Genomic DNA, 23,698 nt, shown 5'->3' on the forward strand with positions numbered 1-23,698 from the left:
TCGTCCCCGGTGGGCAGCACACCACAAGCGGTGAACGGAGGTGACCCACCACCCGATCTGCGCTCTCCACCAGTCCACTTCGTCCACGCCGGTGCACAGGAGGTCACGCCCATGCCCGTAGATGCTCGAGAACTTCGACGCTGCTTGGGCCACTTCGCCACCGGGGTCACGGTCGTCACCTGTGAAGCCGACGGCGCACCTCACGGAGCCACCGTGAACGCCTTCAGCGCGGTGTCGCTGGATCCACCGCTGGTCCTGGTGTCGCTCGACCGCAAGTCCAAGATCGGCGGCTACCTCGCCGATTCCCCCTTCACCGTGAACGTGCTGGCCGAGGAACAGGGCGAGGTCGCGCTGCACTTCGCCGGCAAACCGATGGACGGCGAGCTGGAGTGGCGCCGTCCCGACCCGCACCTCGCGCCACACCTGACCGGCGCGTTGGCGACCATCGCCTGCACTCCGTGGCGGTGCTACGACGGCGGTGACCACCTGATCTACCTGGGCGAGGTCGCCGAGTTCGAGATCGCCGACAACGACCCGCTCGTGTTCTACCTCGGCGGGTTCCGCCACCTCGGCCCCCTCCACGAGTCAGCGCCGTGGCTGGAATCCGGTGATTGCCCAGGAGTTTCGTGGTTCGCGCCGTCGGCCTGACCGCCACCAACCAGATGCACCCCTGCGAAGGAGCAGAAGCATGACCGCTCAGGAATCCGCCCACCAGACCGCGTCCGAAGGCACCCGCGTCACCCGCCCGTTCACCGGCGAGGAGTACGTCCAGTCCCTGCAGGACGGCCGTGAAGTGTTCCTGTACGGGGAGAAGGTCAAGGACATCACGACTCACCCGGCGTTCCGCAACCCGATCCGGATGACCGCGCGCCTCTACGACGCGCTGCACGACCCCGAGAAGCAGGACGTGCTGACCGCCCCGACCGACACGGGAAGCAGCGGATTCACCTTCCCGTTCTTCCGGACCGCACGCTCGGTCGACGACCTCTTCGCCGACCGCAACGCGATCGCGGAATGGGCCAGGATGACCTACGGGTGGATGGGTCGCAGCCCCGACTACAAGGCCTCCTTCCTGGGCACGCTCGGCGCGAACTCGGACTTCTACGAGCCCTTCTCGGACAACGCCAAGCGCTGGTACGCCGAGTCGCAGGAGAAGTGCCTGTACTGGAACCACGCCATCGTCCACCCACCGGTGGACCGCAACAAGAAGCCCGACGAGGTCAAGGACGTGTTCGTCCACGTTGAGAAGGAGACCGACGACGGACTGGTCGTCTCCGGGGCGAAGGTCGTGGCGACCGGCTCGGCGCTCACCCACTACAACTTCATCGCCCACTACGGACTCCCGTTCAAGGACCGCGAGTTCGCGCTGGTGTGCACGGTGCCGATGAACACGCCCGGCATGAAGCTGATCTGCCGCAACTCCTACACGAGCACGGCCAGCCAGGTGGGCTCCCCCTTCGACTACCCGCTGTCGAGCCGGCTCGACGAGAACGACACGATCTTCGTCCTGGACAAGGTCAAGATCCCGTGGGAGAACGTGTTCATCTACGGCGACGCGGACAAGGTGAGCACCTTCGTCCCCGGTTCGGGGTTCTTGGAGCGGTTCACCTTCCAGGGCGTCACGCGCTTGGCCGTCAAGCTCGACTTCATCGCCGGTCTGCTGCTCAAGGGCGTGGAGGCCACCGGCACCAAGGACTTCCGGGGGATCCAGACCCGCATCGGCGAAGTCATCAGCTGGCGCAACATGTTCTGGGGTCTGTCGGACGCCATGGCCGCCAACCCCACCGAGTGGAAGGACGGCGCGCTCCTGCCGAACCTCGACTACGGGCTGGCCTACCGGTGGTTCATGACGGTCGGCTACCCGCGCATCCGCGAGATCATCATGCAGGACCTCGGCAGCGCGCTGATCTACCTCCCCTCGCACGCCAGCGACTTCCGCTCCGAGGAAGTGCGCCCCTACCTCGACCAGTACGTGCGCGGCTCGAACGGCTACGACTCGGTCGAGCGGGTCAAGCTGATGAAGCTGATCTGGGACTCGATCGGCAGCGAGTTCGGTGGGCGTCACGAGCTCTACGAGCGCAACTACGCGGGCAACCACGAAGGCGTGCGGCTCGAACAGCTCATCGCTGTGGAGAACTCCGGCCAGGCCGACGCCATGCGCGGTTTTGCCGAGCAGTGCATGGCCGAGTACGACCTCGACGGGTGGACCGCGCCCGACCTGATCAACAACGACGACGTCTCGATGCTGGGCAAGCGCTGAGACCACCGAGCAGAAGAGGAGTCGCGATGAGCACGACACAGCCGTCGCCGACCGCCGCGGGCTCGGGTGCTTCGGCCACGGAAGCCTTCCGGGCGCGCAGCCACGCCGGCGCGGGTGGAACCTCGCAGGAACGCGTGGCGACCGTCGTCAAGGCGGTGCTGGACGGGGTGCACGCAGCGATCACAGCTCACCAGGTCACCTACGCGGAGTTCTCCGCGGCCAAGCAGTGGCTGATCGACGTCGGCGAAGGAGGGGAATGGCCGCTGCTGCTCGACGTGTTCGTCGAGCACGAGGTCGAGGAGGTCGCCGCGCAGCACCAGCAGGGCACCAAGGGAACCATCCTCGGCCCCTACTACCTGCCCGGTGCGACGAGGCTGCCGTCGGTGGCCACGCTGCCGATGCGCGACGACGAACCGGGCACTCCCCTGGTGTTCGCCGGTCAAGTCCGCGACACGACGGGAGAACCGGTGCCCGCCGCGGAACTCGACCTGTGGCACGCCGACCACGCCGGCTACTACTCCGGGTTCGCCCCGCACGTCCCAGCGGGCAACCTGCGCGGGGTCGTGGTCGCCGACGACGAGGGCCGCTTCGAGATCAGCACGGTGCAACCCGCGCCGTACCAGATCCCGACCGACGGTCCGACGGGCAGGTTGGTCGAGGCAGCGGGCTGGCACCCGTGGCGCCCCGCGCACCTGCACCTGATCGTCCGCGCACCCGGTCACCGGCCCATCACCACGCAGCTGTACTTCGCCGGCGGTGACTGGCTCGACTCCGACGTCGCTCAGGCGACCAAGCCGGAGCTCGTGCTCGCCCCGCAGCGGCAGGAGGACGGCCGGTTGCGCTCCGAGTACGACTTCGTGCTCGAACCCGTGTGAGGACGGGCACCCCGCCCGGTGCGCCGGCCGTTCCGGGCGGGGTGTGCGCCCCTGCGACCTGGCTGGCCACTCCCCTGCGCCACGAGGACGACGATCCCGACCTCGGTGTGCGGACCTCGACCACGACGCCGTGCGCGCGTTCACCAGGAGTTGACCCATGACCTCTCTCGCCGCACAACCGTCAGCACCGCCGTTGTGGCGCTGCTTCGACGACGTACCACCAGGTTTCGGCCCGTCGGTCGTGACGTTGGGAGTGTTCGACGGGGTGCACCGCGGGCACGCCCACCTCATCGACCACGCGGTGCGCGCCGCACGGGCGAGGGACCTGCCCGCGGTCGTGCTCACCTTCGACCCCCATCCCGCGCAGGTGCTGGGACTTCCTCGGGACACAGCACGGCTGAGCACCCTCGAACGCCGAGCGGCGCTCGCCTTCGAGCTCGGGGTGCAGGCCGTCTGCGCACTGCCGTTCACCCGTGAGTTCGCCGCCCTGTCTCCCGCCGCCTTCGTCGAACGCGTCCTGGTCGAACGACTCCGCGCGGAGGTGGTGGCGGTGGGTGCCAACTTCACGTTCGGGCATCGCGCTTCGGGCACCGTGGACACCCTGCGCGACCTGGGACGGAAGCACGGGTTCAGCACCACCAGCGTCGACCTGCTGCACGAGCTCGACGCCCGCTGCTCCTCGACCCGCGTCCGGGAGTGCCTCCGCAGTGGCGACCTCCGCGGCGCCGAAGCCGCGCTCGGCCGACCGCACCGGGTCGAAGGCGTGCTCAGGCCCGCCGGCCCTGGTCTGAGCGAGCTCGTGGTCGTCCCCGACTCCGCACTCCCGGCCGCCGGGCGGTACCTCGGCCGGCTCGACGGCAACCGATCCGTGGTGCTGTGGGTGAGCGGCGAGGGGCGGGTCTTCGTGGAATCCGCTGTGGGGTGGGACGGACGGTGCGAAGTCGACTTCATCGACCGGGCCGGAGCGAGATGAGCGAGGTCGATCGTCGCCACTTGCGCCAGTTGTCGGACGTTCGCCCCGGTTCGAACACGCATGTGAGCCCGCGATGCGATGCCGGGCGGCCTACGACGCGCGTTCAGCACGAGGAACCGAGGACCCGCCCCAGGTCGCTCTTCGCGCGCAGCGTGCCAGGGTGGTCTTCTCCGAGCACGCGTCGGCGCACTATTACCAGCGCGCGAAGGCACGCCTCGGCTTCCGTGAGGTTGCCGCGCTCTTCGAACTCCCTGGCCAGCTCGCTCATCGCTTCTAGGGTATAGGGGTCTCGTCACCGAGTTCGCCCCTGCGCACCTTCACCAGTGCTCGGGCGGTGTCTTCGCCTTCGTCGAGGCGAACAGCTCCGCGAGTCCGCTCCAGGAGTTCCGCGTCGTCCGCCCTCGCTTCGGAGCGGCCCAACGTGGTGAGCATGGCCAACCCCGCTGCTCGTTTCGGGGGCGAGTCGTCCAAGGCGTGTTCCACGGCCACCGAGAACCTCTGACGCCACTCCTCCCGACGAGCTGCCCACTCCCGCTGCCGCGTGCTGCGGTCGCTGGCTCGAACGGCGTGGCGAACGCCCAGGTAAGCCCCACCAGCGGTGATGAGCCCGACGAGCAGGGACAACACCGCCTGCCACCACGTGGCCGCCTGCCCCGCCGCCCCACTGACTTCCACCGAAAAGCTGCTCTCCGCAGGCCCGCGCAACGTCCACGTCACCGTGGGCAGGGAGGTTTCGGACCGCACGAAGTCGGGGGCGGGAGCCGCTGCACTCGCAGAGCGTCTCGCACGCCGGCAGTGGCGTCGCTGGTGAACCGTTTGCGCATCGCGGGCTCAGAGCCGCCTACCCTTCACGCTTTCGGGCGTTCGTCGCTGAGCCGTGGGGAGCCGGACCCGCGCAGCGACAGCATCAGCACGCTGCCAGTCCTACACTCCCGTCATCGCTTGTCGCCCGCAGGAGAGCAGCGACGCGCACGGTGTTCCGCCTGCGCTTCGCCCGAATTTGTGGAGAAACCGATGGCCGAGCAAGAGCAACGCCGCCCCGGTTACCGCGCAGGGCTCGGCGGCGAACTCCTCGCGGAGTTCTTGGGAACCTTCGTGCTCATCCTGCTGGGCTGCGCGTCCGTCGCGGTCGCAGTCGCCGGTCTGCCGGGATCCGGGCGCCAGGCCGATTCCTTCGGCGCCGCGAACTGGCTCATCGTCGCGTTCGGCTGGGGATTCGCCGTGGTGTTCGGCGTGTACGTCGCCGGAGGCGTGTCCGGCGCCCACATCAACCCGGCCGTGACGTTGGCTTTCGCTGTGAGAAGGGCCTTCCCGTGGGTGAAGGTCGTGCCTTACATGCTCGCGCAGCTGGTGGGGGCGTTCGTCGCCGCTGCGCTCGTGTACTCGGTGTACAGCTGGGCGATCGACGCGTTCAACGCGAAGGCCGGTGTGGCGCGCGACCAATCACTCGACACCTTCGCGATCTTCGCGACCTTCCCCGCCGAGTACTTCGCCGGGTCGTGGTGGGGTCCGCTGCTCGACCAGATCGTGGGCACAGCTGTGCTGGTGCTGCTCATCTTCGCGCTGATCGACAACCGCAACAGCGCGCCAGCAGCGAACCTCGGGCCGTTCATGATCGGCATGGTCGTCACGGTGATCGGGCTGACGTTCGGCACCAACGCCGGGTACGCCATCAACCCGGCGCGTGACTTCGGGCCTCGGTTGTGGACGTTCTTCACCGGGTGGGGAGACATCGCCCTGCCGGGAACGTACGAGCACTTCAGCTTCTACTTCTGGATCCCGATCGTCGGCCCTCTCATCGGTGCGGTGGTCGGGGCCTTCGTCTACGACCTGTTCATCGGCCAGGTCCTCGCGGCACGCCCGGGCGGTCCCGAACCAGGCCGAGCCGGCGACGAATGACCGAGCGCCTGCGCGCACGCCACCGAATTGCAGGGTGCGCCCCGTGCGTCCCGCGCTGGACACGTGCGGCTCAGCACCTCGCCCTCGCCAAGCCGCGCCGTACCGACCGACGTGTCCGATCTGACGCAGGTCGATCCTCACGCCGGCTGGGGTCCGGATCGCCCGGTCTCTAGACTGGGTACATGGCCCAACGCCTGGTCACCGACCGTCTGCTCCTTCGCACGTGGGAGTTGGAAGACGCAGCCGCAGCCTTCCGGGTCTTCGGTCACGCCGAGGTCGCTCGCTGGCTGAGCCCGATCATGGACCAGGTCCCGAACCAGGAAGCGATGCAGGTGCTGCTGCGGCAGTGGATCATCGAGGACCTGCGCGCAGAACCTCCCACCGGGAGGTGGTGCATCCAGCGACGCGACGACGATGCCGTCCTCGGCGGCGCCGCGCTGCTCCCCCTGCCGCCGGGAGGGGATGATCTCGAAATCGGGGCACAATTGCACCCCTCGGCCTGGCACCAGGGGTACGCGACGGAGGCGACGCACGCGCTGGCGCAATGGGCCTTCCGCCAAGACGTCGACGAACTCTACGCGGTCGTCCGACCCGACAACACGCGCGCAGTCTCCGCGGTTCGCCGCAACGGCATGGAATGGGTCGGAGAAACCAGCAAGTACTTCGGGCAGACCATGCAGCTGTACCGGCTCCGGCCCGCCGACCTCACGCAAGCACAACCAGGTGCACTCCCGCCGGGCTTCGAGGACGAATGAACCCGGCGCACACCAGGCCCCAGCAGCCCCTATCGTTTCGCTCCAGCGGCGTAGCATCAAACGTGACCAGTTGAGCACCTTCCCGTTCCAGACGACGTGCCTTTCGCGAAGCACGGTTGCTCCCTGGTCCGCCGACGGCACATCCCTCCTAGCCCAGCTCGCTCCGGGACACCAGGAGCACCACATGACCCGCACCCCAACGCAGCCCCACGAAGCCTGGCCGGTCCCCGCAGCTCCGCCGCCCTCGATCGCGGAGGAAGCGCGACCGACCCGACTGTGCCTCCAGCTCACTCATCCACGCGCCGACCTCACGGTGCTGACCGCAGCAGGAGACATCGATTCCAGCAACGCCGCCGACCTCGCCGGCATGCTCTGGCCTGCGCTTCTCAGCGAACGTTCGTCGGTTCTACTCGATTTCACCGCCGTGACCTTCCTCGGCGTCGCCGGGCTGGAGCTGCTCTCCGCCGCCAACACCTACGCACCGCATCGAGGCTTGAAGATCGTCCTCCTCGCCGGACAACCGGCGGTGGAACGCGCAGTTCGCGCCGCCAGGCCCGACCCCTGCACCGATGACCCGATCTCGCTGCCGGCACAAGGACGCGGACCGGGGAGTCGCCGGAGCCCCAGGTGCCCATGAACCGAGGCGAGAGCAGCGACATCAGTGACGAATCCAGGCGTAAGCTGGGATGACAGGGGTTCTCGGCAACTTGAGCAGTCCAGCTCGCCGGTCCCTGGGAGTCAGTACCGGTCGATGCCCGACCGGGGAGGAGTTCCGCCATGGGACCCGAACGCTCAGGCCCGAGCACTGCTGTCCGCCTCTCGCTCAAGCCCACGCCGTGCAGACGAGGATTCGTCGACGGTGCCTGGTGGCCGCGATCGAACAACCCGGCACCGGAGTTCGCTTCGTTGCTGACCGCGCTGGTCACCACTTCTGGACCGATCACCCGGCTCGCTTACAACCTGACCGCGTGGAAAGCGGCTCCGAGGCGACTCGACCTTGACGGACGCGAGGTGCGTCTCGAAGGTTTCCACGCCATGGACCAGAACACGGTCAGCCTGACCGACCCGCGGGGGAACCGAACGGTGCTGCTGCTCATCCCCGCAACGATGACCGAACGGCGCGGGAACGCCGTCCTCGCCCGCGCCTCGAGCCCTGACAACACCGCCTCCCCGCACGATCTTCTCACCGAGGATCCGCGCCCGGCCTCCGCGCCCATCCCGAAGCAGGCCGAGACCTCGCCTGAAGCCCGCTGGGAGACCGACGGCGGGCACCTTCTCATCGAGCGATCCTGAGAACACCTGGCCCACGCGCTGGGCGGGCCACACGACGCGGTCACCACGGCATCACGGCAAAGGCGGTGGCCGAGGCGGCTTCGAATCGCGCCGCGGGCTCAGCTGGAGCAGCCTCCTGGTGCAGCAGGCGGGTGGCGTGCGCGGTGGGGTCCGTGAGGCCGATCAGCTGGGATCCCACGAAGTTGTCCCGAGCCCGCGCCGGGTGTTCTGCCCGGCCGGACGAGCGCCGGGACAGGAGGGGTTGGTTCGGAGCGCCTGGTGCGCGCTCCGAACCCACACCGCTCGCTCCGCTGTTCGCTCAGGGGGCGAGGGGCGGACCGACGATGTCGATGCCGTGCGCGTCGGCGACCTCGGTCAGGTGCGAGGGGTCGGAGAGGCCAACGCCTCGTCGAGCGGCGGTGGCCACGAACCGTTCGAACGCAGGCCCGTGGTGCATGGTCAGGTAGCGGGCGGACTCGCTGATGACGACGAACCCGTGGGGGTGACCGGCGGGCAACACCGCTGCGCTGTCCGCGCCCGCCTCGTGTTCCTGCCCGTCCACGACGATCCGCAGCGCGCCCTCGAGCACCAGGAAGATCTCGCAGTCGTGCCGGTGGAGGTGCATCGGACTGCCGTGACCACGCGTGGCCTCGGTGTCCAGCACCGCGAAGGTGCCGGCGGTGTCCTGCCCCGACACCCGGACGCGGTACCGCTGGCCCAGGAAGTGGAGGACCTCTTGGGTGTCTCCCGTGGTGACCGCAGGCGTCACGACGCGGGACGCGGGACTCGGTGGCCTACCGCTCACGGTCCCAGTCTGCGCCCGCAGGGCACCAAGCCGCCAGATCGCCGGGCCGCTCCCTGACCAGGCCGTGGTGATCGAGTTTGTGACCACGAGGTGGTGGGAACCCCCAAAGATGCGTGGGCGCGGTGATCGGCGCCCGTGACGAAGGTTCTTGGAGTGCAGTGATGAGTCCGGACCCGTTGGACGTTCGCGTGCGAGACCGCACCGCCGGGCGGTTCGGCGTCTTGGATGCGATGGCCCGGTACCTGGACGACGTGCGAGCCGCTGCTCGGGCGATGGAGATCGAGCTGGACACGGCTCGGCTGGACCCGCAGCGCATGACCCTCGAGATCGCGGTGCAGCGTGCGCCCGAGATCTCCGTGGAGTGGTCGCCCTACCTCGGCTGGAGCTTCAGCGCCGGGGGCGGCCGCTACTACCGCGTCGGACGTGAGGCCGACGCCGCCTCGATGCTGCCCGACCCCGACGAGGCCGCGGGCTGGCTGGCCGTGCTCGCCACCGGCGACCGCACCGGGCACGCGGAGCAGCCGATGCCCTTGGACCCCGAGGACGACACCCTCGTCGAGCGCCTGGTCACCCACGGGCAGGGATTGGATCCCCACACCCCGGGCGTGGAACGTCCCTAGGTGACGCCGCATGCCGGAACTCCCCGACGTCGAAGGATTCCGCCGTGTGGTCGCCGACCACGCCACCGGCTCGGAGGTGCGGTCGGTGCGGGTGCTCGACCCCGGTGTCGTGCACACCTCCGCCACCGGCTTCACCCGCGCTCTCGAGGGCCGGGTGCTCGGTGAGCCGATCAGGTGGGGCAAGTGGCTCCGCGTTCCGACGCGCAGCCGGCCCGAGTATCCGCAGCTGCTGGCGCACTTCGGCATGACCGGGGCGTTCGTGTGGACCTCCGGCGAGGATGCCGACCACCGGCACGACCGCGTCGTCTTCGAGTTCCGCGACGGCTCGCTGCGCTACCGCGACATGCGCAAGCTCACCGGTCTGTGGTTGGCGACCGAGGAGTCCGACGTGGCGGAGCTGCTCGGTGAGCTGGGCCCGGACGCCGCCGGTGTCAGCCGCCGCGACCTCCGCGAGCGGCTGACCCGCACGTCGCGGCGTCTCAAACCCGCGCTGATGGACCAGACGGCCGTGGCAGGGCTGGGCAACCTGTGCGTGGACGAGATCCTCTGGCGCTCGCGGCTGGCTCCGACGCGGAGCACCGCGGACCTGGACTCGGCGCAGTGGGCGAGGCTGCACGCACGACTGAGGTCGGTGCTGCGCAGCTCCTCGCGCGTCGGGCACGTGCCCGACCGGCCGTCCTGGCTGACCGGGCACCGGGACGAACGCGACGCCCGGTGCCCGCGGTGCTCCACCGCCCTCAAGCGGAGCAGGATCGGAGGGCGCAGCACGGTCTGGTGCCCCCAGTGCCAGCCGTGCTGACCGCGACGCCGCAGCACTCGCGCTACCCCTGCGCGCACTCGCGACCAGGTGCCACAGCGCCCAGCAGCCGCCGGCCGGTCGTGCTCGGCCGCGATGCGTCGATGCCGGAGCCGGTGGCTGTGTGCGCCTCCCTGCCCGGGCGCGTCCAGTGCCGCTGGGCCCACGCCGCCCCGAGAGCGGCGACGAGCAGAGCCAGACCGGCCTCTCCAGCGAGAACGAGCCACACCACCACGACGTCCATGAGCGGTCTCCCTCCGAGTCGTTGTCGTCGACCCAGTCGAGAGTGCCGGGAGCAGCCCTGCGATACGAGTGGCCTGGAAGACACTCTCCGAAAGAATCGGGCCACCCTCCGGCCTGGTGCAACCGAGCAGACCGTCGAGACCCTGCCTGCGAGCTCCTGCGGCACGGGCGCAGGGCATCGGCGACGGCGTCCTCGTAGCGCGCCAGGAAACGTCACGTACCAGGACAGCGTCGGCGCGCAGGGACCCGGCCAGGCTGTTCGCCAGCGATGCGCGAACGACGACTCCGACTCCGCGCTCGGCGTCGCCGGAACCGTGGAAGGTTCCCCGCAGTCAGGTGGTCGCGGGAACGCGAGCTCCGATGGTGCGCGCCGCGCGACATACGTCGTTCGGAAGCGCGGAGCCGCGCACGTTGCTGAGCGTGTTCGTAGCTCCGCTGAGGCCAACTGAACCCAGGGCGCGGCCGGCGTTGTCTGCGATGAGTGCTGCGATCGCGGTCGTGCCACGCTGACGTTCGTCGACGGAGATCGCAAACCCCTCTTCGCGGACCTGCTTCAGATCAGCGTGTATGCCCGCGTAATCGAGGGCGGTGCCGTTGGCGAAGGTGACGTGCCGCAAGGCGTCCGCCGTGGTTTCGAGATCAGAGTGACCGTCCCCGGCGAGGAACACTTTGCCCGCGGCGCCGGGGTAGAGCGGTAGCCGTTCGCCGATGGGAAGCGAGTACTGGGGACGCTGCCCGCCTTCGACGCGATCGATGAGAACGCGGTTGTCCTGCACGCGGACGTACAGAGAGGCCGTCAGCCCCGTGGCCGTGGCCATGTCCTCCAGAACGGGCCGGGCGACCAGGCGCAGCGGACTCGTCGTGGCGAAGGCGTGCGCGGTGGACAGTGCAGCGGGGCCTGCGGTGTAGCCGTTGGCGTGCCTGCTGGCATAGCCGTGCTCTGCGAGCACGTTGACCAGTCGCTGCGCGGTCGCGACGTGCAGGCCGCTGCGCTGCGCCAGGTCGGTCAGCCGCAACGGCTGCTGCGCTAGCTCCAGGACCTTCAACACCTCGAACGCCCGGTGCACTGATCGCATCGGACTGTTCTTCGCGGTCGTCAATGCCACCTCCCCGTGGAAGAGATCTCAACTTATCACTGCATGAAAAACGCTCTCATGCATCTTGACGAGCTTCCTCGGAGCTCGCATAGTTCCTCTCTATCATAAGCTGCTCATCTTTATCATAGACTGATAGGGAGTCCGGGTTTAGATGAAGATCGCTGTTCTGGGCATGGGCGAGGCCGGAAGCACTTACGCCGCAGGTTTCGCCGCCATAGGCGCCACAGTCGTCGGATTCGATCCGGCGGACCCACCGACGCCGCACGGCGTGACCTCGGCCCCGACCACCACCGACGCGGTGCGAGGAGCCCACCTGGTCATCAGCCTGGTGACCGCGGCGCACGCGGTGGACGTTGCGGCCGAGGTAGCGCCGGAGCTCGCTGACACCGCGGTGTACGCCGACCTCAACGCGGCGTCGCCGCAACGCAAGGCTGAGGTAGCCGCAGCCCTGGGCGAAGCCGCAACACGCTGCGCCGATGTGGCCATCATCGGTTCGGTGCCCCGGTTCGGCGCGCGCACCGCACTGGTCGTCTCGGGTCCGGCGGCCGAGGAGGTGGCCGAGCAGTTCCGCGCCCTGGGAGCCGAAGTGGATGCCATCGGCGGAACCCCGGGGGACGCCTCGCGCCGCAAGATCCTGCGGACGGTGTTCATGAAAGGGCTCGGCGCGGTGATCACCGAGGCCGTGGACGCGGGGAAGGCGAGCGGAGAGATCGAATGGGTTCGCGCCCAGATCGCCGCCGAACTCGTCGGTGGTGACGTCGCGCTCGACCGGCTCAATCAAGGCACCCGCAAGCACGCGCTACGTCGCGCGCACGAGTCCGAAGCCGCGGCCGACCTGCTGGCTTCCCTCGGCGTCACACCGTTGGTCACCACAGGGGCGGCCAACCGGCACCGGGCGCTGTCCCGGGAAGAACCGCACGACCTGGAGGCCCTGCTCGACGCCTACTCCCGGATTCCCACGGCCGCGATCGGTGACGCGCGGGATCGACTCGGTGTCGTCGCTCCGCAGGTGCGCGCGATGTGGCCGGGTGCCCACATCGCGGGCCGCGCCCTGACCGTGCTGTGCCGGCCAGGGGACAACAAGGGCGTTCACGCGGCCCTGAACGCTGCCGGGCCGGGAGATGTCCTGGTCGTCGACGGTGGTGGAGAGCCAGCACGAGCACTGATCGGCGAGCTCATCGCTCACCGGGCGATCAACCGGGGCGTCCGCGGCATGATCATCGACGGAGCCGTCCGCGACGTGCACGCCCTGCAGGAGGCCAGGTTCCCCGTGTGGGCCGTGGGCTCCTCCCCAGCGGGTCCCTACAAGAACGGCCCTCACCGCGTCGGCGACGACATCGCCGTCGGTGGCGTGGTCGTGCACCGCGGTGACATCGTCGTGGCCGACGCCGACGGCGTCATCGTCGTACCGCTGGCCGACGCGGAACGAACCCTCGTCGGAGCGCATGCTGTCCTCGACGACGAAACCTCCCGCTACGAGCGAATTCTCAGCGAACGCGCTGGTTGACGCGCGGTTCCCAGCCCTACCCCTTCCCACTCCCTGCTCCAGCGCCGAAGAGGGAACCGCTATGCCCACCGGCCTCATCGCGCTCAGCGCGTTCATCGCCGTCATCATCCTCTGGAACGTCGTCCTCAAGCGGAACATGGGCGAGGCAATGCTCCTCGGGCTCCTCGCCACCGCGTCCTTCGCTGGTCTAGAAGCCCCGGAAGCCCTGCTCAGCGGATTGCTCGGAGCGCTCGACGAGGAAGTCCTCTACGCCGCCATGGCATTCGTGTTCATGGCCTACGTCGTCGACCGCACGGGTTTGATCCAGAAACTGCTCGAGATCCTCAACTCACTGGTCGGACGCGTCCGCGGTGGTCCCGTTCTGGTGGACACCGCAGGGTCGGCCCTCATGGGAGCCCTGTCCGGATCGAACTCCGGGAACACCGCCGCCACCGGGGCTTTCACCGGCCCCTGGATGATCCGCACAGGGTGGTCCCCAGAACGCAGCGCCACGTTCCTGGCCGGCAACGGTGGACTCGGCGCGGCGCTGCCGCCGAGCGCCTCCATGGTCATCATGATCGGCTTCGCGGGCTCGATGGTCACCACCGGACAGATCTACCTCGCCCTGCTGTGCGCGGGGATCTACCAGGTCGTGTGGCGTCTGCTGCTCGTGGCCTACTTCGTCCGTCGCGACCGGATCCAGCGGACGCCAGACGAAGACCTCCGACCCTTCCACCAAGCGTTCCGCGAAGGAGGCACGGCGCTGATCATCGTGCTCGGCGCGCTCATCCCGATCGGCATCACGGTCGGCCCCGTCGCCGACTTCCTCATGACCCGCAGCCCACTGGGCGAATCCCTCGAGGACATCGAGATCTTGACCTGGATCCCCATCCTGGTCACCGGCCTGGCCCTGCTGATCGGTCGCCGGACTCTCCCACGCGGCGCCCGCGCCTGGAGCACCTGGCTCGCCGACGCGATGCCGCGCTTCACCAGCATCGGTGCGCTGTTGTTCTTCGCTGTCGCCGCCAGCGAGATCCTCGGCGAGCTCGACCTCGCCGAGGACATCGACGCCATCCTCGCCGACCTGAACCTCAACATGTACGTGACGGCTGTCCTGGTGGGCGTCCTCATCACCATCGTCGCTGGGCCGCTGTCGTCGACCGCCACCCTCACCGCGGTTGGTCACGTCTCCTTGCTCGCCCTCGTCTCCGTGGGCGTCGACCCTGTTCTGGCCGTCACGGCGATCCTGGTGTTCGCCTCAACCGAAGGTGCCTCGCCGCCGGCCTCGGGGTCGATCTTCGTCGCAGCCGGCATCACCGGCGCCAGGCCCGAGAGGACGTTCCTCCCCCTCGTCGTCTACTACATGGTCCCGATCACGCTCATCGGCTGCCTGATCGCCTGGGGCACGCTCCCCGTCCTCCGCTGACACCTCCCACGTGAAGGGACGCACCTTGCCGACCGATACCGCACCGAGCCGCACGCAGTCCGCGTGTCGAGCCGCCTTCGTCACCACACTCCTGGTGTTCCTCGCCCTCGCCGCGGTCCTGGTCACGACCCAGGTCGCCGGGGTGGTCCTCCTGCAACCCACGTGGATCACGTGGGCCTCCGAAACGCTGCTCACTCCGAGCATCACCGCTGGCGTCGTCTTCGGGCTCGTCGCGTTCATCAGCGGTTACCTCGTGCCTGAACGAGCCACTGCGGAGGGCTGACAACCGGTCCTGGTAGGACCGGTGATCGCGCACAGCCCATGCTCCTCGGGCACTTCGTCCTCATCCGCGCGGGAAGTGATGCTGGTGTGGCGAGAGGGGCTTCTGGTTCGCGGCATCGTGCATCGGAAGGTCCTCCCGTCCACCGCTGGTTTGGGCACCAGCCCCTGGCTCGCCGCTCAACGTCGCCGTGTCCGCCAGGCGGGAGACCGGACCACCTCTCCCACCTGGTGATCACGGATCGAGCGGGCACAGCTGCGGTGTCCGATCAGCACCGCGCCTGTGCGCGGGTGTCTCTGGTCGCCCCGTGGTAGCCGCGGCCAGCAGTACACCGGGTGACGAGCGTGCGGCCCTGCCCCAGTGCCGCTCTTGGCGGGGAGGCGTGCCGGGGTGACCGAGGAGTGCGATCGTGAAGGCGTCCCGTCCCCACCCTGCCGAGGAGGCATGATGTCCGATCTCGAGCTCCGCTCCCGCCAGGTCACCGAAGGCATGGAGCGCACCGCCGCGCGCGGCATGCTCCGCGCCGTCGGCATGCGGGACGCCGACCTCGCCAAGCCGCAGATCGGCATCGCGTCGAGCTGGAACGAGATCACCCCGTGCAACCTGCCTCTGCAGCGCCTGTCGCAGGCCGCCAAGGAGGGCGTGCACCGCGCGGGCGGCTTCCCCATGGAGTTCGGCACGATCTCGGTGTCCGACGGCATCTCCATGGGCCACGTCGGCATGCACTACTCACTGGTCAGCCGCGACCTCATCGCCGACTCCGTGGAGACGGTCGTCGAGGCCGAGCGGCTCGATGGCACCATCCTGCTCGCCGGCTGCGACAAGTCCCTGCCCGGCATGCTGATGGCCGCCGCCCGGCTCGACCTGGCCGCGGCCTTCGTCTACGCAGGGACGATCCTGCCCGGGCACGTCGACGGTCGCGAGGTGAACATCGCCGATGCGTTCGAGGCGGTCGGTGCCTGTGCCCGCGGGTTGATCACCCGCGACGAGCTCACCGAGATCGAGCACGCCATCTGCCCAGGTGAGGGCGCCTGCGCGGGCATGTACACGGCGAACACGATGGCCAGCGCGGCCGAGGCGCTGGGCATGGCGCTGCCGGGCTCGGCCAGCCCTCCGGCGGTCGACCGGCGGCGGGACGGCATCGCTCGCGCCTCCGGTGAGGCGGTGATCGGGATGCTGGAGAAGGGCATCACCGCCCGGCAGGTCATGACCCGGGAGGCGTTCGAGAACGCGATCGCCGTCGTGCTGGCCTTCGGCGGGTCGACCAACGCGGTGCTGCACCTGCTCGCGATCGCCAACGAGGCGGAGGTGCCGCTGACCCTCGACGACTTCAACCGCATCGGTGACCGGGTGCCGCACTTGGCCGACGTCAAACCCTTCGGGGCGCACGTGATGAGCACGGTCGACCAGGTCGGTGGGGTTCCCGTGGTGATGAAGGCCCTGCTCGACGCCGGACTGCTGCACGGCGAGGCCCTCACCTGCACCGGCCGCACCGTCGCGGAGAACCTCGCCGAGATCGACCCGCCGGACCTCGACGGGACCGTGCTCCACGCGATGGACGACCCCCTGCACCCGACGGGCGGCATCACCATCCTGCGCGGGTCGCTGGCCCCGGAAGGCGCCGTGGTCAAGTCCGCGGGTTTCGAGGCCACCGAGTTCCGCGGGCGCGCCCGGGTCTTCGACGGCGAGCAGGGCGCTCTCGACGCCGTTGCCGACGGCACCGTCGTCGCCGGTGACGTCGTGGTGATCCGGTACGAGGGTCCGCGCGGCGGACCCGGGATGCGCGAAATGCTCGCCGTCACCGGGATGATCAAAGGTGCCGGGCTGGGCAAGGACGTGCTGCTGCTGACGGACGGTCGGTTCTCCGGAGCGACGACGGGCTTGTGCATCGGGCACGTCGCGCCGGAGGCGGAAGACGGTGGTCCCATCGCGCTGGTGCGGGACGGCGACACGATCGTGCTGAACATGGCCACCCGGACCCTCGACCTCGAGGTCCCGGAGCACGAGTGGGAGGAGCGGCGCAAGGAGTGGACCCCACGCGAGCCGGGGCGCCGCACGGGCGTGCTGGCGAAGTACGCGAAGCTGGTCGGATCCGCGGCGACGGGAGCTGTCTGCTCGTGAGCGCCGGCGGGATGGCACCTCGGAACCGGAGTGGAATCCTCCGGGCGGCGCGGCTTTTCGGTCACGAGCCGTGGTCGGGAGAGCGCTATCGTGAGGGTGAAGCCGACTGGCTAGCCCGGTGGTCTGCCCTGCCGCGTTGACGTCACGGTCGGGAACTCCAGGTCGGGTGCGAGGATGCACGAACGACAGCCCAGGTACCGGACGGCGGTCACCAAGACCGCCGTGTACCTCACCGCCGTGACGATCGCGAGCCTCGTCGCGGTTGTCCTGGCGCTGTCGGGTGCCCTGGACGCTGCTACCAGCCAGCTCGTCGCAGACCTGGGCAGCGTGTCAGCCGCCCTGCTCGCTGCCGCGACCTTCGCGTGGACCGGGTGGCGCCAGCGAGGTGACGAGCGCCGCTGGCGCTGGTGGATGGTCGTCGCGCTCGCGAGCTTCGCCGCCGCGCACGGGTCGTGGACCTGGTACCGCAGCATCGACCCGATGCACTTCCCCAACGCGGCGAACGCGTTGTACCTCGGCCTTCCGCTGTGCTCGTTCCTGGCCCTGATCGTCCTGACGCGGGAGGACCACGGCGTGTTCGGGGAGCACGACGTGGCTCCGTCCCGCGTGGTCGTGGTGCTCGACGGGTTGATCATCGCGGGGAGCGTGCTGGCGCTGAGCTGGAAGATCGCCTTCAGCTTGGTGACGGAAGAGGACACCACCCGCGCGAGCAGGCTCCTCGTGGAAGCTTCGTACACGCTCGCCCACCTGGTCCTCATCATCATCGCGGTCCTGCTGTCGTTCGCGTTGTACGGGACCCTGCGTTCCCCGCTGGGGTGGTTGGTCGTGGGCCTGCTGGGCATCGAGTTCTCGGACGCGGTGTGGCTCTACGCGCTCGCCCACGACACGACGGCGCCGCTCGCCGTGGATGCCGGCTACGTCGTGGCGCCGGTGCTGCTGCTGTTCGCCGCACCGGCGCGCCGCCGTCGGCAGTGGCACATCGCTTCGCGGACTCCCCTGCTGTTCGTGCCGTACGTGCCGTTCGCCGCGGTGTTGGGGTGGACGCTCTACACGACGGTCGCCACCGGAGACCCCCACGTCGGCGAGGTGTACGCGCTCGTCGGCGTGGCGCTGCTGGTGGCCGTGCGCCAGCTGCTCACGCTCCAGCAGTTGCACGCGGCTCGACGGCAGCTGAGCCACCAGGCCAGCCACGACCCCCTCACCGGGGCGACGACGCGGAACGTCCTGCTGCTCCACCTCGGCAGGGCGCTGTCGCAGGACCACCACCCTCGGCGCCTCGGACTCCTCTACGCCGACCTGGACGACTTCAAGGAGGTCAACGACGCCTTGGGGCACGAAGCGGGCGACACCGTCCTGCGCACGGTCGTCGACCGCGTCCGGTCCTGCATCCGGCGGACGGACACGCTCGCACGCATGGGCGGCGACGAGTTCGTGATCCTCCTCGACCCGGCCCCCGACGACCCTCACGCGTTCGGGAGGCGAGTGCAGCAGGCGTTCAGCCAGCCCGTCCACGTGAACGGCTCCTCCTGCGCGGTCAGCGCGAGCCTGGGCTACGTCGAGCTGGGCAACAACGCCAGCCCGGAAGAGGCCGTCGCTCGCGCCGATGACGCCATGTACCAGGCGAAGGCCGCCGGGCGCAGCGGGATCAGGATCAACCCCTGATCCCGGACGGTCACCCGTCCGAGCAGTGCTGGTGACCGGGGGTTCAACACCGCCGGTTCCGGTTCCCGGAAGGCGCGGGCCCTTCGACCCTGGGTGACTGCACCACGGTGGTGCACTGTTCTGTCCATGCCATCCCGACTCCTCCTCGGCACCTTCGCAGCGCTGGCGCTCGCGCTGACCGGGTGCTCGCCGTGGCTCGCGCCGGCGCCGGCTCCGGCACCACCACCGCCGCCGCCGGTGACGGTGACCGTGCCCGCACCGCCACCCGTGCAGCAGCAGGGCACCAGCAGCGCGCCGGAGTCGGAGCCGGGCAACGACGACTCGGACGCCGAGACCACTGCTCCGCCGCCGTCCTACGACAACTGCCGCTGGATGGACGACGAAGCGGGGTGGTACTGCCGGAACAGCGTGGAAGGTGGTTACTTCGACGTGCCCGACGACGACCCGGGCCTGGGCTCGTGCGCCGGGCTGACCTACGACGAGTGCACGGGTCAGCCTCCGGCTCAACCACCCACCGGTGAGTCCGAATCCGGAACGACGAGCGACTGCACCAGCTCGGACGTCTACGACCCGTACGAGTGCCCGGGCGACTCACCGCACGACGACGGACACGTCGACAGCGGGGAGATCGAGAAGTCGTGCCGGTTCCACGGCGCGGAGACCGAGCAGGAGTTGCAGCAGTGCACCGCCAACTACTGATGAGGCTTCACGCACTGCCGGAATCGCGGAACTGGCGCCCGTCGCGGTGCGCCGAGCGCCGTCCGAACCGTCCACCGCGAACGTGCGGCCCGTACCGCGGGACTTTGGCCCCGTTCACCGCGCGGCTGCCCGATCGACGTTGATCCCTGCGAATCCTGGTGGAAGCAGCGCAGTTCCCCGCCGAGGAGAGCTCTCACGGTGACAGGCACGCTCGCAGTCCCGCCGGCGCCGCGGCTGTGCACCGCCGCGAGCGCAGGCTGCCGCCGCGGTGTCGACGACGAACGAGCACGGCCGCGACCACAGGGCGCGCGCACATGACGACGTCCGTGCCGTCGTGGTCAGCTCTGTGGCCCCACGCCTCCCGCGCCGACGAACCGAGCGCCACCGATCACTGCTCTTCCGCCCTGTCGAAGTGAGGCCCGCCATGTCGACGCAGCAGCCGCCTCCCGCCTCCGGCGACTCGTCGTACTCGGTCACGCCGATGAACGGGATCGGCGTGGCCGCGTTGGTGCTGGGGATCGTGGGGTTCTTGATGTCCCTGCTCCCGCTGATCGGCGTCGTGGCCTGGCCGATGGTGGTCCTGGGTCTGATCTTCGGGGTCGTCGGCATCATGCGCGCCCGCCGCAAAATCGCCACCAACCTGGGCATGGCGGTCGCGGGGACCGTGCTCTCGGCGCTCGGCCTGGTGGTGTGCATCGTCTACGCGGCCTCGTTCAGCTACTACGTGGCCACGACCCCACCCCCGTCCGGCTCGATGCCCGGCGCGACCCAGGACGACTCCGAGACCGCGGTCCAAGTGGGCTTCGACCAGCCCTACACCTTCTCCGGAGGGGAGACGATCACCATCTCGCGTCCCGTCGAGCACCCCGCGGACAACCCGTACGCGGATGCGCCGACGGGCGAGAGGCTGGTGCAGACGACGGTCACGGTGCACAACGGCACCGGCCGCCCGTTCAACGCCGCTTCCGTCGGGCTGACCGCGCAACACCGTGGTCAAGTCGCCTCGCAGTCCTACCTCAACAGCGACGCCATCCCCGACGTCGAGATCCCTCCCGGAGGGAACGTCTCCTTCCACACTGTGTGGGAGATCAGCTCGGAGCCCGGTGAACTGCGGATCTCCGCCAAGCCCACCATCTTCGCCCACACCACCGCCTACTGGGTCGGTCAGGCTTGAGGGCCGGGCCCCTGCCTGATGTCCGATGAGCGCCCGGCCCACGCCCACGCGCTGGCGGAGGGTGAGCTCTGGAACATCGGAGAGCGCTCGAAAACCGCTGCGGGAGCCGGTGTTCCAGGCGTGAGACGTGACCGGTACGACCGCAAGTCCTGATCTCGTGGCGAGCACGTCGTCCGCACGCCCCGCGAGGTGATCACGAAGCGTGCACGGTGCGGCGCGTGAAAGCGGGACCGGCGAGGAACCAGACGGTCACGACGATGCCGAGGGTGAGCATCTGGGACCACAGCGGGTTGGGCCCTGCCTGGTCCAGCGATGCCGGGATCGGCTCCTGACGGACGACCAGCGCCAGGAACGCGAGGACGACGACGGCGATCCCAGCGGCGAACACCACCCGGAACCACTCGACCCAGAGCCCTCGCACGTACGCGGCGCTGCCCTTGGCCGGTTTGACGACGGGTGGCCCTCCCGCGAAGCGGTGCGCGAAGCGCGCATCGGCCCAGCGGACGAGGGGACGCCCGAACGCGACGGTGAAACCGAGGTAGGACGCGGCGAGCGCGTGGGACTGGGTGGGCTCGGCACCGCTGGCGAGGTCGGCGACCACGAACCCGAGCAGCGCCAGGTCCACCAGGGGCAGTGCCCACAGGAGGACCGTGCTGGCCCGTCGACGCCGGAGCAGGTAACGGGTTGCGAGCGCGAGGCCGAGGACGACCCAGAAGGCGACCTCGGCTCCCACGATGCCTGCGACGATCACGCGTCCACTCCCCCGTCCGGCCCCGCGCTCCAGAGGTCCTGCAACCACCGCCCGAGCGCGCGACGGGCGTCATCGCGGGAGTTCAGCTCCGGCGCGACGATCAGGTGCAAGGTGAGTCCGTCCAGGAAGGCGTGCAGCCGCACGGCTTCCACCTCGACGTCCAGTTCCGGACGCAGCATCCCGAGGGAACGCAGATCGGTCAGGACCGTCACGACCAGCTCGCGCACCGCCCGGATGCTCTCCCACGCCACCGCCCGCAACGACACGTCGGTGCGGGAACGGCCCAGGAATTCGAGGTAGGCGGCGAACTCGCCGTGGGTGCGGTCCGTGACCGGGAGCAGCTCGACGAGCATCGCGAACACGCGCTCGCGCACGTCCGGCGTCTGCGCGGCGGCCTGGACCCGCGCGGTCACCACCTCGACCAGAGCGGTCATCGCGAAGTTCACCAGCTCGTCCTGCGCGGGGAAGAAGTGCCGCACGGAACCGGCCGCCAGTCCCGCCTCCTGTGCCACGCTGCGCACCGACACCGACGGCAGTCCGTCTCGCAGGATGATCCGCCACACCGCCTCGGCCAGAACGCGACGACGCCCGACGGCGTCGATCTTGTTCACCACACCCTCAGAACAACACAGCTGTGCTAGATCGTGCCGCCGGCGGTTCGCGGCGCGCGGCGAGCGCCGCGCGAGTGGTCTACTCGTGAGTGCCAGGTCGACCCGGGGGGAGCGTGCGGAGCGTGGGGCTGTCTTGTTCGAGCGTGGTGGACGCGCCCATCGAGGAGGTGTTCGCCTGGCACGGCCGGCCTGGCGCGATCACCCGGCTGACACCGCCGTGGCAGCCCGTGCGGGTGGTGGCCGAGGCGTCGTCGCTGCGCGACGGTCACGCCGTGCTGGGATTTCCCGGCGGTCTGCGGTGGGTGGCCGCTCATCAGCCCGATGCCTACGACCCGCCGCACCAGTTCGAGGACGTGCTGGAGTCACGGCCCCTCGCCCGGGTCCTGCGGTGGCGCCACACCCACCGGTTCGCGGAGGTGGACGGTGACCGCACCCGCGTGGAGGACTCGGTGGCCACGCCCGTGCCCCGTCGCGCTCTGCGAGCCATGTTCCGCTACCGCCACGCGCAACTCGCCGACGACCTCACCGCGCACGCCCGCGCTCGTTCCTGGACCGATCGGGCGCTGACCGTGGCCGTCACGGGGTCGAACGGCTTGGTCGGCAAGGCGGTGACCGCCCTGTTGAGCACCGGCGGGCACCGGGTGCTCCGGCTGGTGCGCCGGGCCGCCCGCGCTCCGGAGGAACGTCGCTGGGATCCGCTCGACCCGGCGGCGGACCTGCTCCGCGGTGTCGACGCCGTGATCCACCTGGCCGGTGAGCCGATCGCGGGCCGTTTCACCCATGCCCACGAAGTCGCCATCCGCGACAGCCGGGTCGAACCCACTCGCCTGCTGGCGCAGCGAGCGGCCACCAGCCCGGACGGGCCGACGGCCTTCGTCTCCGCCTCCGCGATCGGCATCTACGGCCCGGACCGGGGAGATGAGCCGCTGACCGAGGACAGCGAGCGCGGCGAGGGCTTCCTCGCCGACGTCGTCGCCGAGTGGGAGGCCGCGACCGCGCCCGCCGAGCAGGCGGGCTTGCGGTGCGTGCGGGTGCGGACCGGGATCGTGCAGTCGCCCCAGGGCGGGACGTTGCGACTGCTGTACCCGCTGTTCGCCGCTGGTGCGGGCGGACGCCTCGGAGACGGGACGCACTGGCTGTCCTGGATCGGGATCGACGACCTCGCGGACATCTACCTGCGCGCGGTGTGCGACCAGGCCACGTCCGGTCCGATCAACGCGGTCGCACCACGTCCGGTGCGGAACCAGCGCTACACCCGGACGCTCGCGTCCGTGCTGCACCGCCCCGCAGTCCTGCCCGTGCCCGCGCTCGCGCCGAGGCTCCTGCTCGGCCGGCGCGGAGCCGACGAGCTCGCACTGGCGGACCAGAACGTCAGGCCCGCGCGCTTGCTCGCCCAGGAGCACGTGTTCCGCCACCCCGAACTCGACTCCGCGCTGCGCCACGTCCTCGGCGTCCTCCCGCCCGGCGCAGCGGAGGAGGTGGGCTGAATCGGGTCGCTCATCCACCTCTTCCACCGCGACGCGGCGAAAGCGCCTCCCTACTCGGTTGATCCCCGCAAGCCGGGAGGCCACTTCCTGCAGAGAAGGCACTTCCGCGATCAGAGCTTCCCAGCGGATCGTTCACCGCGGGGGTGCACCCTGGCGAGCGCTCGGCTGGACCACCTCCGGCACGACCTAGTAGTACAGCCACGTCGCGACGAGGCCGTTGCTCATGATCTGGCAGTGGATCGCACCGGGTCCGGCTCCCACGCTGTTCGCGGCCTGCACCGGTCCGTACACATCACCGTAGTTTCCCATCCAGCGCCACATCCCGGTGGCTGCGGGTGCCTCCATGTCCTCGGGTGCAAGGCCTGTTTCCCTCTCCAAGTCAGCAGTGGTCACTGTTCTTCTCCTT

At 69.6% G+C, this 23,698-nt stretch carries 26 protein-coding genes; 18 read left to right on the forward strand and 8 right to left on the reverse strand.

Annotated elements, in window-relative coordinates; all coding sequences use genetic code 11:
- Nucleotides 1-111: 111 nt before the first annotated feature.
- The 4 genes from EIL87_RS11895 (at nt 112) to EIL87_RS11910 (ending at nt 4,108) form a co-directional block, all read left to right on the forward strand.
- Entirely contained in the window at nt 112-648 is a 537-nt protein-coding gene (locus tag EIL87_RS11895) for a flavin reductase family protein (protein WP_125090301.1), read from the forward strand.
- A 40-nt stretch (nt 649-688) separates the two neighbouring features.
- Nucleotides 689-2,260, forward strand: a complete 1,572-nt coding sequence (locus EIL87_RS11900) for a 4-hydroxyphenylacetate 3-hydroxylase N-terminal domain-containing protein (protein WP_125090302.1) — start codon at nt 689-691, stop codon at nt 2,258-2,260.
- 26 nt (nt 2,261-2,286) lie between these two features.
- The gene (gene catA / locus EIL87_RS11905) at nt 2,287-3,135 is read left to right on the forward strand and encodes a catechol 1,2-dioxygenase (protein WP_125090303.1); all 849 of its coding nucleotides are present in this window, start codon (nt 2,287-2,289) and stop codon (nt 3,133-3,135) included.
- A 157-nt stretch (nt 3,136-3,292) separates the two neighbouring features.
- Complete coding sequence (locus tag EIL87_RS11910) at nt 3,293-4,108, forward strand: cytidyltransferase (RefSeq protein WP_125090304.1); 816 nt, start codon at nt 3,293-3,295, stop codon at nt 4,106-4,108.
- A 103-nt stretch (nt 4,109-4,211) separates the two neighbouring features.
- Here EIL87_RS11910 and EIL87_RS11915 read toward each other — a convergent pair whose 3' ends face one another.
- Entirely contained in the window at nt 4,212-4,376 is a 165-nt protein-coding gene (locus tag EIL87_RS11915) for a tetratricopeptide repeat protein (RefSeq protein ID WP_125090305.1), read from the reverse strand.
- A gap of 5 nt (nt 4,377-4,381) precedes the next feature.
- Complete coding sequence (locus tag EIL87_RS11920; protein WP_125090306.1) at nt 4,382-4,783, reverse strand: hypothetical protein; 402 nt, start codon at nt 4,781-4,783, stop codon at nt 4,382-4,384.
- A 339-nt stretch (nt 4,784-5,122) separates the two neighbouring features.
- Between EIL87_RS11920 and EIL87_RS11925 the strand changes: the two genes are divergently transcribed.
- The 4 genes from EIL87_RS11925 to EIL87_RS11940 all read left to right on the forward strand — a co-directional run bounded on the left by EIL87_RS11925 (nt 5,123) and on the right by EIL87_RS11940 (nt 8,055).
- Entirely contained in the window at nt 5,123-6,007 is an 885-nt protein-coding gene (locus EIL87_RS11925) for an MIP/aquaporin family protein (RefSeq protein WP_125090307.1), read from the forward strand.
- Nucleotides 6,008-6,189: 182 nt separating this feature from the next.
- Nucleotides 6,190-6,762, forward strand: a complete 573-nt coding sequence (locus tag EIL87_RS11930) for a GNAT family N-acetyltransferase (protein ID WP_125090308.1) — start codon at nt 6,190-6,192, stop codon at nt 6,760-6,762.
- A 313-nt stretch (nt 6,763-7,075) separates the two neighbouring features.
- The gene (locus tag EIL87_RS26810; RefSeq protein WP_158628625.1) at nt 7,076-7,399 is read left to right on the forward strand and encodes an STAS domain-containing protein; all 324 of its coding nucleotides are present in this window, start codon (nt 7,076-7,078) and stop codon (nt 7,397-7,399) included.
- 140 nt (nt 7,400-7,539) lie between these two features.
- Nucleotides 7,540-8,055: a DUF5994 family protein gene (locus EIL87_RS11940; protein WP_233576194.1), complete on the forward strand. Its 516-nt coding sequence runs from the start codon at nt 7,540-7,542 to the stop codon at nt 8,053-8,055.
- Between the two features lie 298 nt (nt 8,056-8,353).
- On the opposite strand, the gene EIL87_RS11945 is transcribed toward EIL87_RS11940, so the two are convergent.
- Nucleotides 8,354-8,839, reverse strand: a complete 486-nt coding sequence (locus tag EIL87_RS11945; RefSeq protein ID WP_125090311.1) for a cupin domain-containing protein — start codon at nt 8,837-8,839, stop codon at nt 8,354-8,356.
- A gap of 188 nt (nt 8,840-9,027) precedes the next feature.
- Between EIL87_RS11945 and EIL87_RS11950 the strand changes: the two genes are divergently transcribed.
- Nucleotides 9,028-9,459, forward strand: a complete 432-nt coding sequence (locus EIL87_RS11950) for a hypothetical protein (RefSeq protein ID WP_125090312.1) — start codon at nt 9,028-9,030, stop codon at nt 9,457-9,459.
- Between the two features lie 10 nt (nt 9,460-9,469).
- A complete protein-coding gene (locus EIL87_RS11955) occupies nt 9,470-10,258 on the forward strand; it encodes an Fpg/Nei family DNA glycosylase (RefSeq protein WP_125090313.1) in 789 nt (262 codons plus the stop codon).
- Nucleotides 10,259-10,280: 22 nt separating this feature from the next.
- On the opposite strand, the gene EIL87_RS11960 is transcribed toward EIL87_RS11955, so the two are convergent.
- Complete coding sequence (locus EIL87_RS11960; protein ID WP_125090314.1) at nt 10,281-10,499, reverse strand: hypothetical protein; 219 nt, start codon at nt 10,497-10,499, stop codon at nt 10,281-10,283.
- A gap of 331 nt (nt 10,500-10,830) precedes the next feature.
- Nucleotides 10,831-11,598 carry an IclR family transcriptional regulator gene (locus EIL87_RS11965; protein ID WP_125090315.1) on the reverse strand — a complete coding sequence of 256 codons (768 nt, stop codon included), beginning with the start codon at nt 11,596-11,598 and terminating at the stop codon, nt 10,831-10,833.
- Nucleotides 11,599-11,746: 148 nt separating this feature from the next.
- Between EIL87_RS11965 and EIL87_RS11970 the strand changes: the two genes are divergently transcribed.
- From EIL87_RS11970 to EIL87_RS12000, 7 genes are all read left to right on the forward strand, one after another.
- A complete protein-coding gene (locus EIL87_RS11970) occupies nt 11,747-13,102 on the forward strand; it encodes an RraA family protein (protein WP_125090316.1) in 1,356 nt (451 codons plus the stop codon).
- Nucleotides 13,103-13,163: 61 nt separating this feature from the next.
- Nucleotides 13,164-14,507 carry a TRAP transporter large permease subunit gene (locus tag EIL87_RS11975; protein WP_125090317.1) on the forward strand — a complete coding sequence of 448 codons (1,344 nt, stop codon included), beginning with the start codon at nt 13,164-13,166 and terminating at the stop codon, nt 14,505-14,507.
- A 25-nt stretch (nt 14,508-14,532) separates the two neighbouring features.
- Nucleotides 14,533-14,790, forward strand: a complete 258-nt coding sequence (locus EIL87_RS11980) for a hypothetical protein (RefSeq protein ID WP_125090318.1) — start codon at nt 14,533-14,535, stop codon at nt 14,788-14,790.
- 444 nt (nt 14,791-15,234) lie between these two features.
- Nucleotides 15,235-16,908 carry a dihydroxy-acid dehydratase gene (gene ilvD, locus EIL87_RS11985; RefSeq protein ID WP_125090319.1) on the forward strand — a complete coding sequence of 558 codons (1,674 nt, stop codon included), beginning with the start codon at nt 15,235-15,237 and terminating at the stop codon, nt 16,906-16,908.
- 174 nt (nt 16,909-17,082) lie between these two features.
- A complete protein-coding gene (locus EIL87_RS11990; protein WP_233576195.1) occupies nt 17,083-18,570 on the forward strand; it encodes a GGDEF domain-containing protein in 1,488 nt (495 codons plus the stop codon).
- Nucleotides 18,571-18,696: 126 nt separating this feature from the next.
- Nucleotides 18,697-19,269, forward strand: coding sequence for a hypothetical protein (locus EIL87_RS11995; RefSeq protein ID WP_125090320.1), 573 nt, complete (start codon nt 18,697-18,699; stop codon nt 19,267-19,269).
- A gap of 424 nt (nt 19,270-19,693) precedes the next feature.
- A complete protein-coding gene (locus tag EIL87_RS12000) occupies nt 19,694-20,443 on the forward strand; it encodes a DUF4190 domain-containing protein (protein WP_125090321.1) in 750 nt (249 codons plus the stop codon).
- A gap of 193 nt (nt 20,444-20,636) precedes the next feature.
- Here the strand turns inward: EIL87_RS12000 and EIL87_RS12005 are convergent, their stop codons facing one another.
- Both EIL87_RS12005 and EIL87_RS12010 read right to left on the reverse strand, forming a co-directional pair.
- Complete coding sequence (locus EIL87_RS12005; RefSeq protein ID WP_125090322.1) at nt 20,637-21,194, reverse strand: hypothetical protein; 558 nt, start codon at nt 21,192-21,194, stop codon at nt 20,637-20,639.
- The gene (locus EIL87_RS12010; protein ID WP_125090323.1) at nt 21,191-21,805 is read right to left on the reverse strand and encodes a TetR/AcrR family transcriptional regulator; all 615 of its coding nucleotides are present in this window, start codon (nt 21,803-21,805) and stop codon (nt 21,191-21,193) included. The genes EIL87_RS12005 and EIL87_RS12010 overlap by 4 nt, the downstream gene beginning before the upstream one ends.
- A gap of 143 nt (nt 21,806-21,948) precedes the next feature.
- Here EIL87_RS12010 and EIL87_RS12015 point away from each other — a divergent pair, with 143 nt between their 5' ends.
- Nucleotides 21,949-23,292 (forward strand): TIGR01777 family oxidoreductase, encoded by a 1,344-nt coding sequence (locus tag EIL87_RS12015; RefSeq protein ID WP_233576196.1) that lies wholly within the window; start codon nt 21,949-21,951, stop codon nt 23,290-23,292.
- Between the two features lie 186 nt (nt 23,293-23,478).
- Here the strand turns inward: EIL87_RS12015 and EIL87_RS12020 are convergent, their stop codons facing one another.
- On the reverse strand, nt 23,479-23,685 hold the full coding sequence (locus tag EIL87_RS12020; RefSeq protein ID WP_125090325.1) for a hypothetical protein: 207 nt from the start codon (nt 23,683-23,685) through the stop codon (nt 23,479-23,481).
- Between the last annotated feature and the right edge of the window lie 13 nt (nt 23,686-23,698).

Source organism: Saccharopolyspora rhizosphaerae (assembly GCF_003931915.1).
GTDB classification, from domain to species: domain Bacteria; phylum Actinomycetota; class Actinomycetes; order Mycobacteriales; family Pseudonocardiaceae; genus Saccharopolyspora; species Saccharopolyspora rhizosphaerae.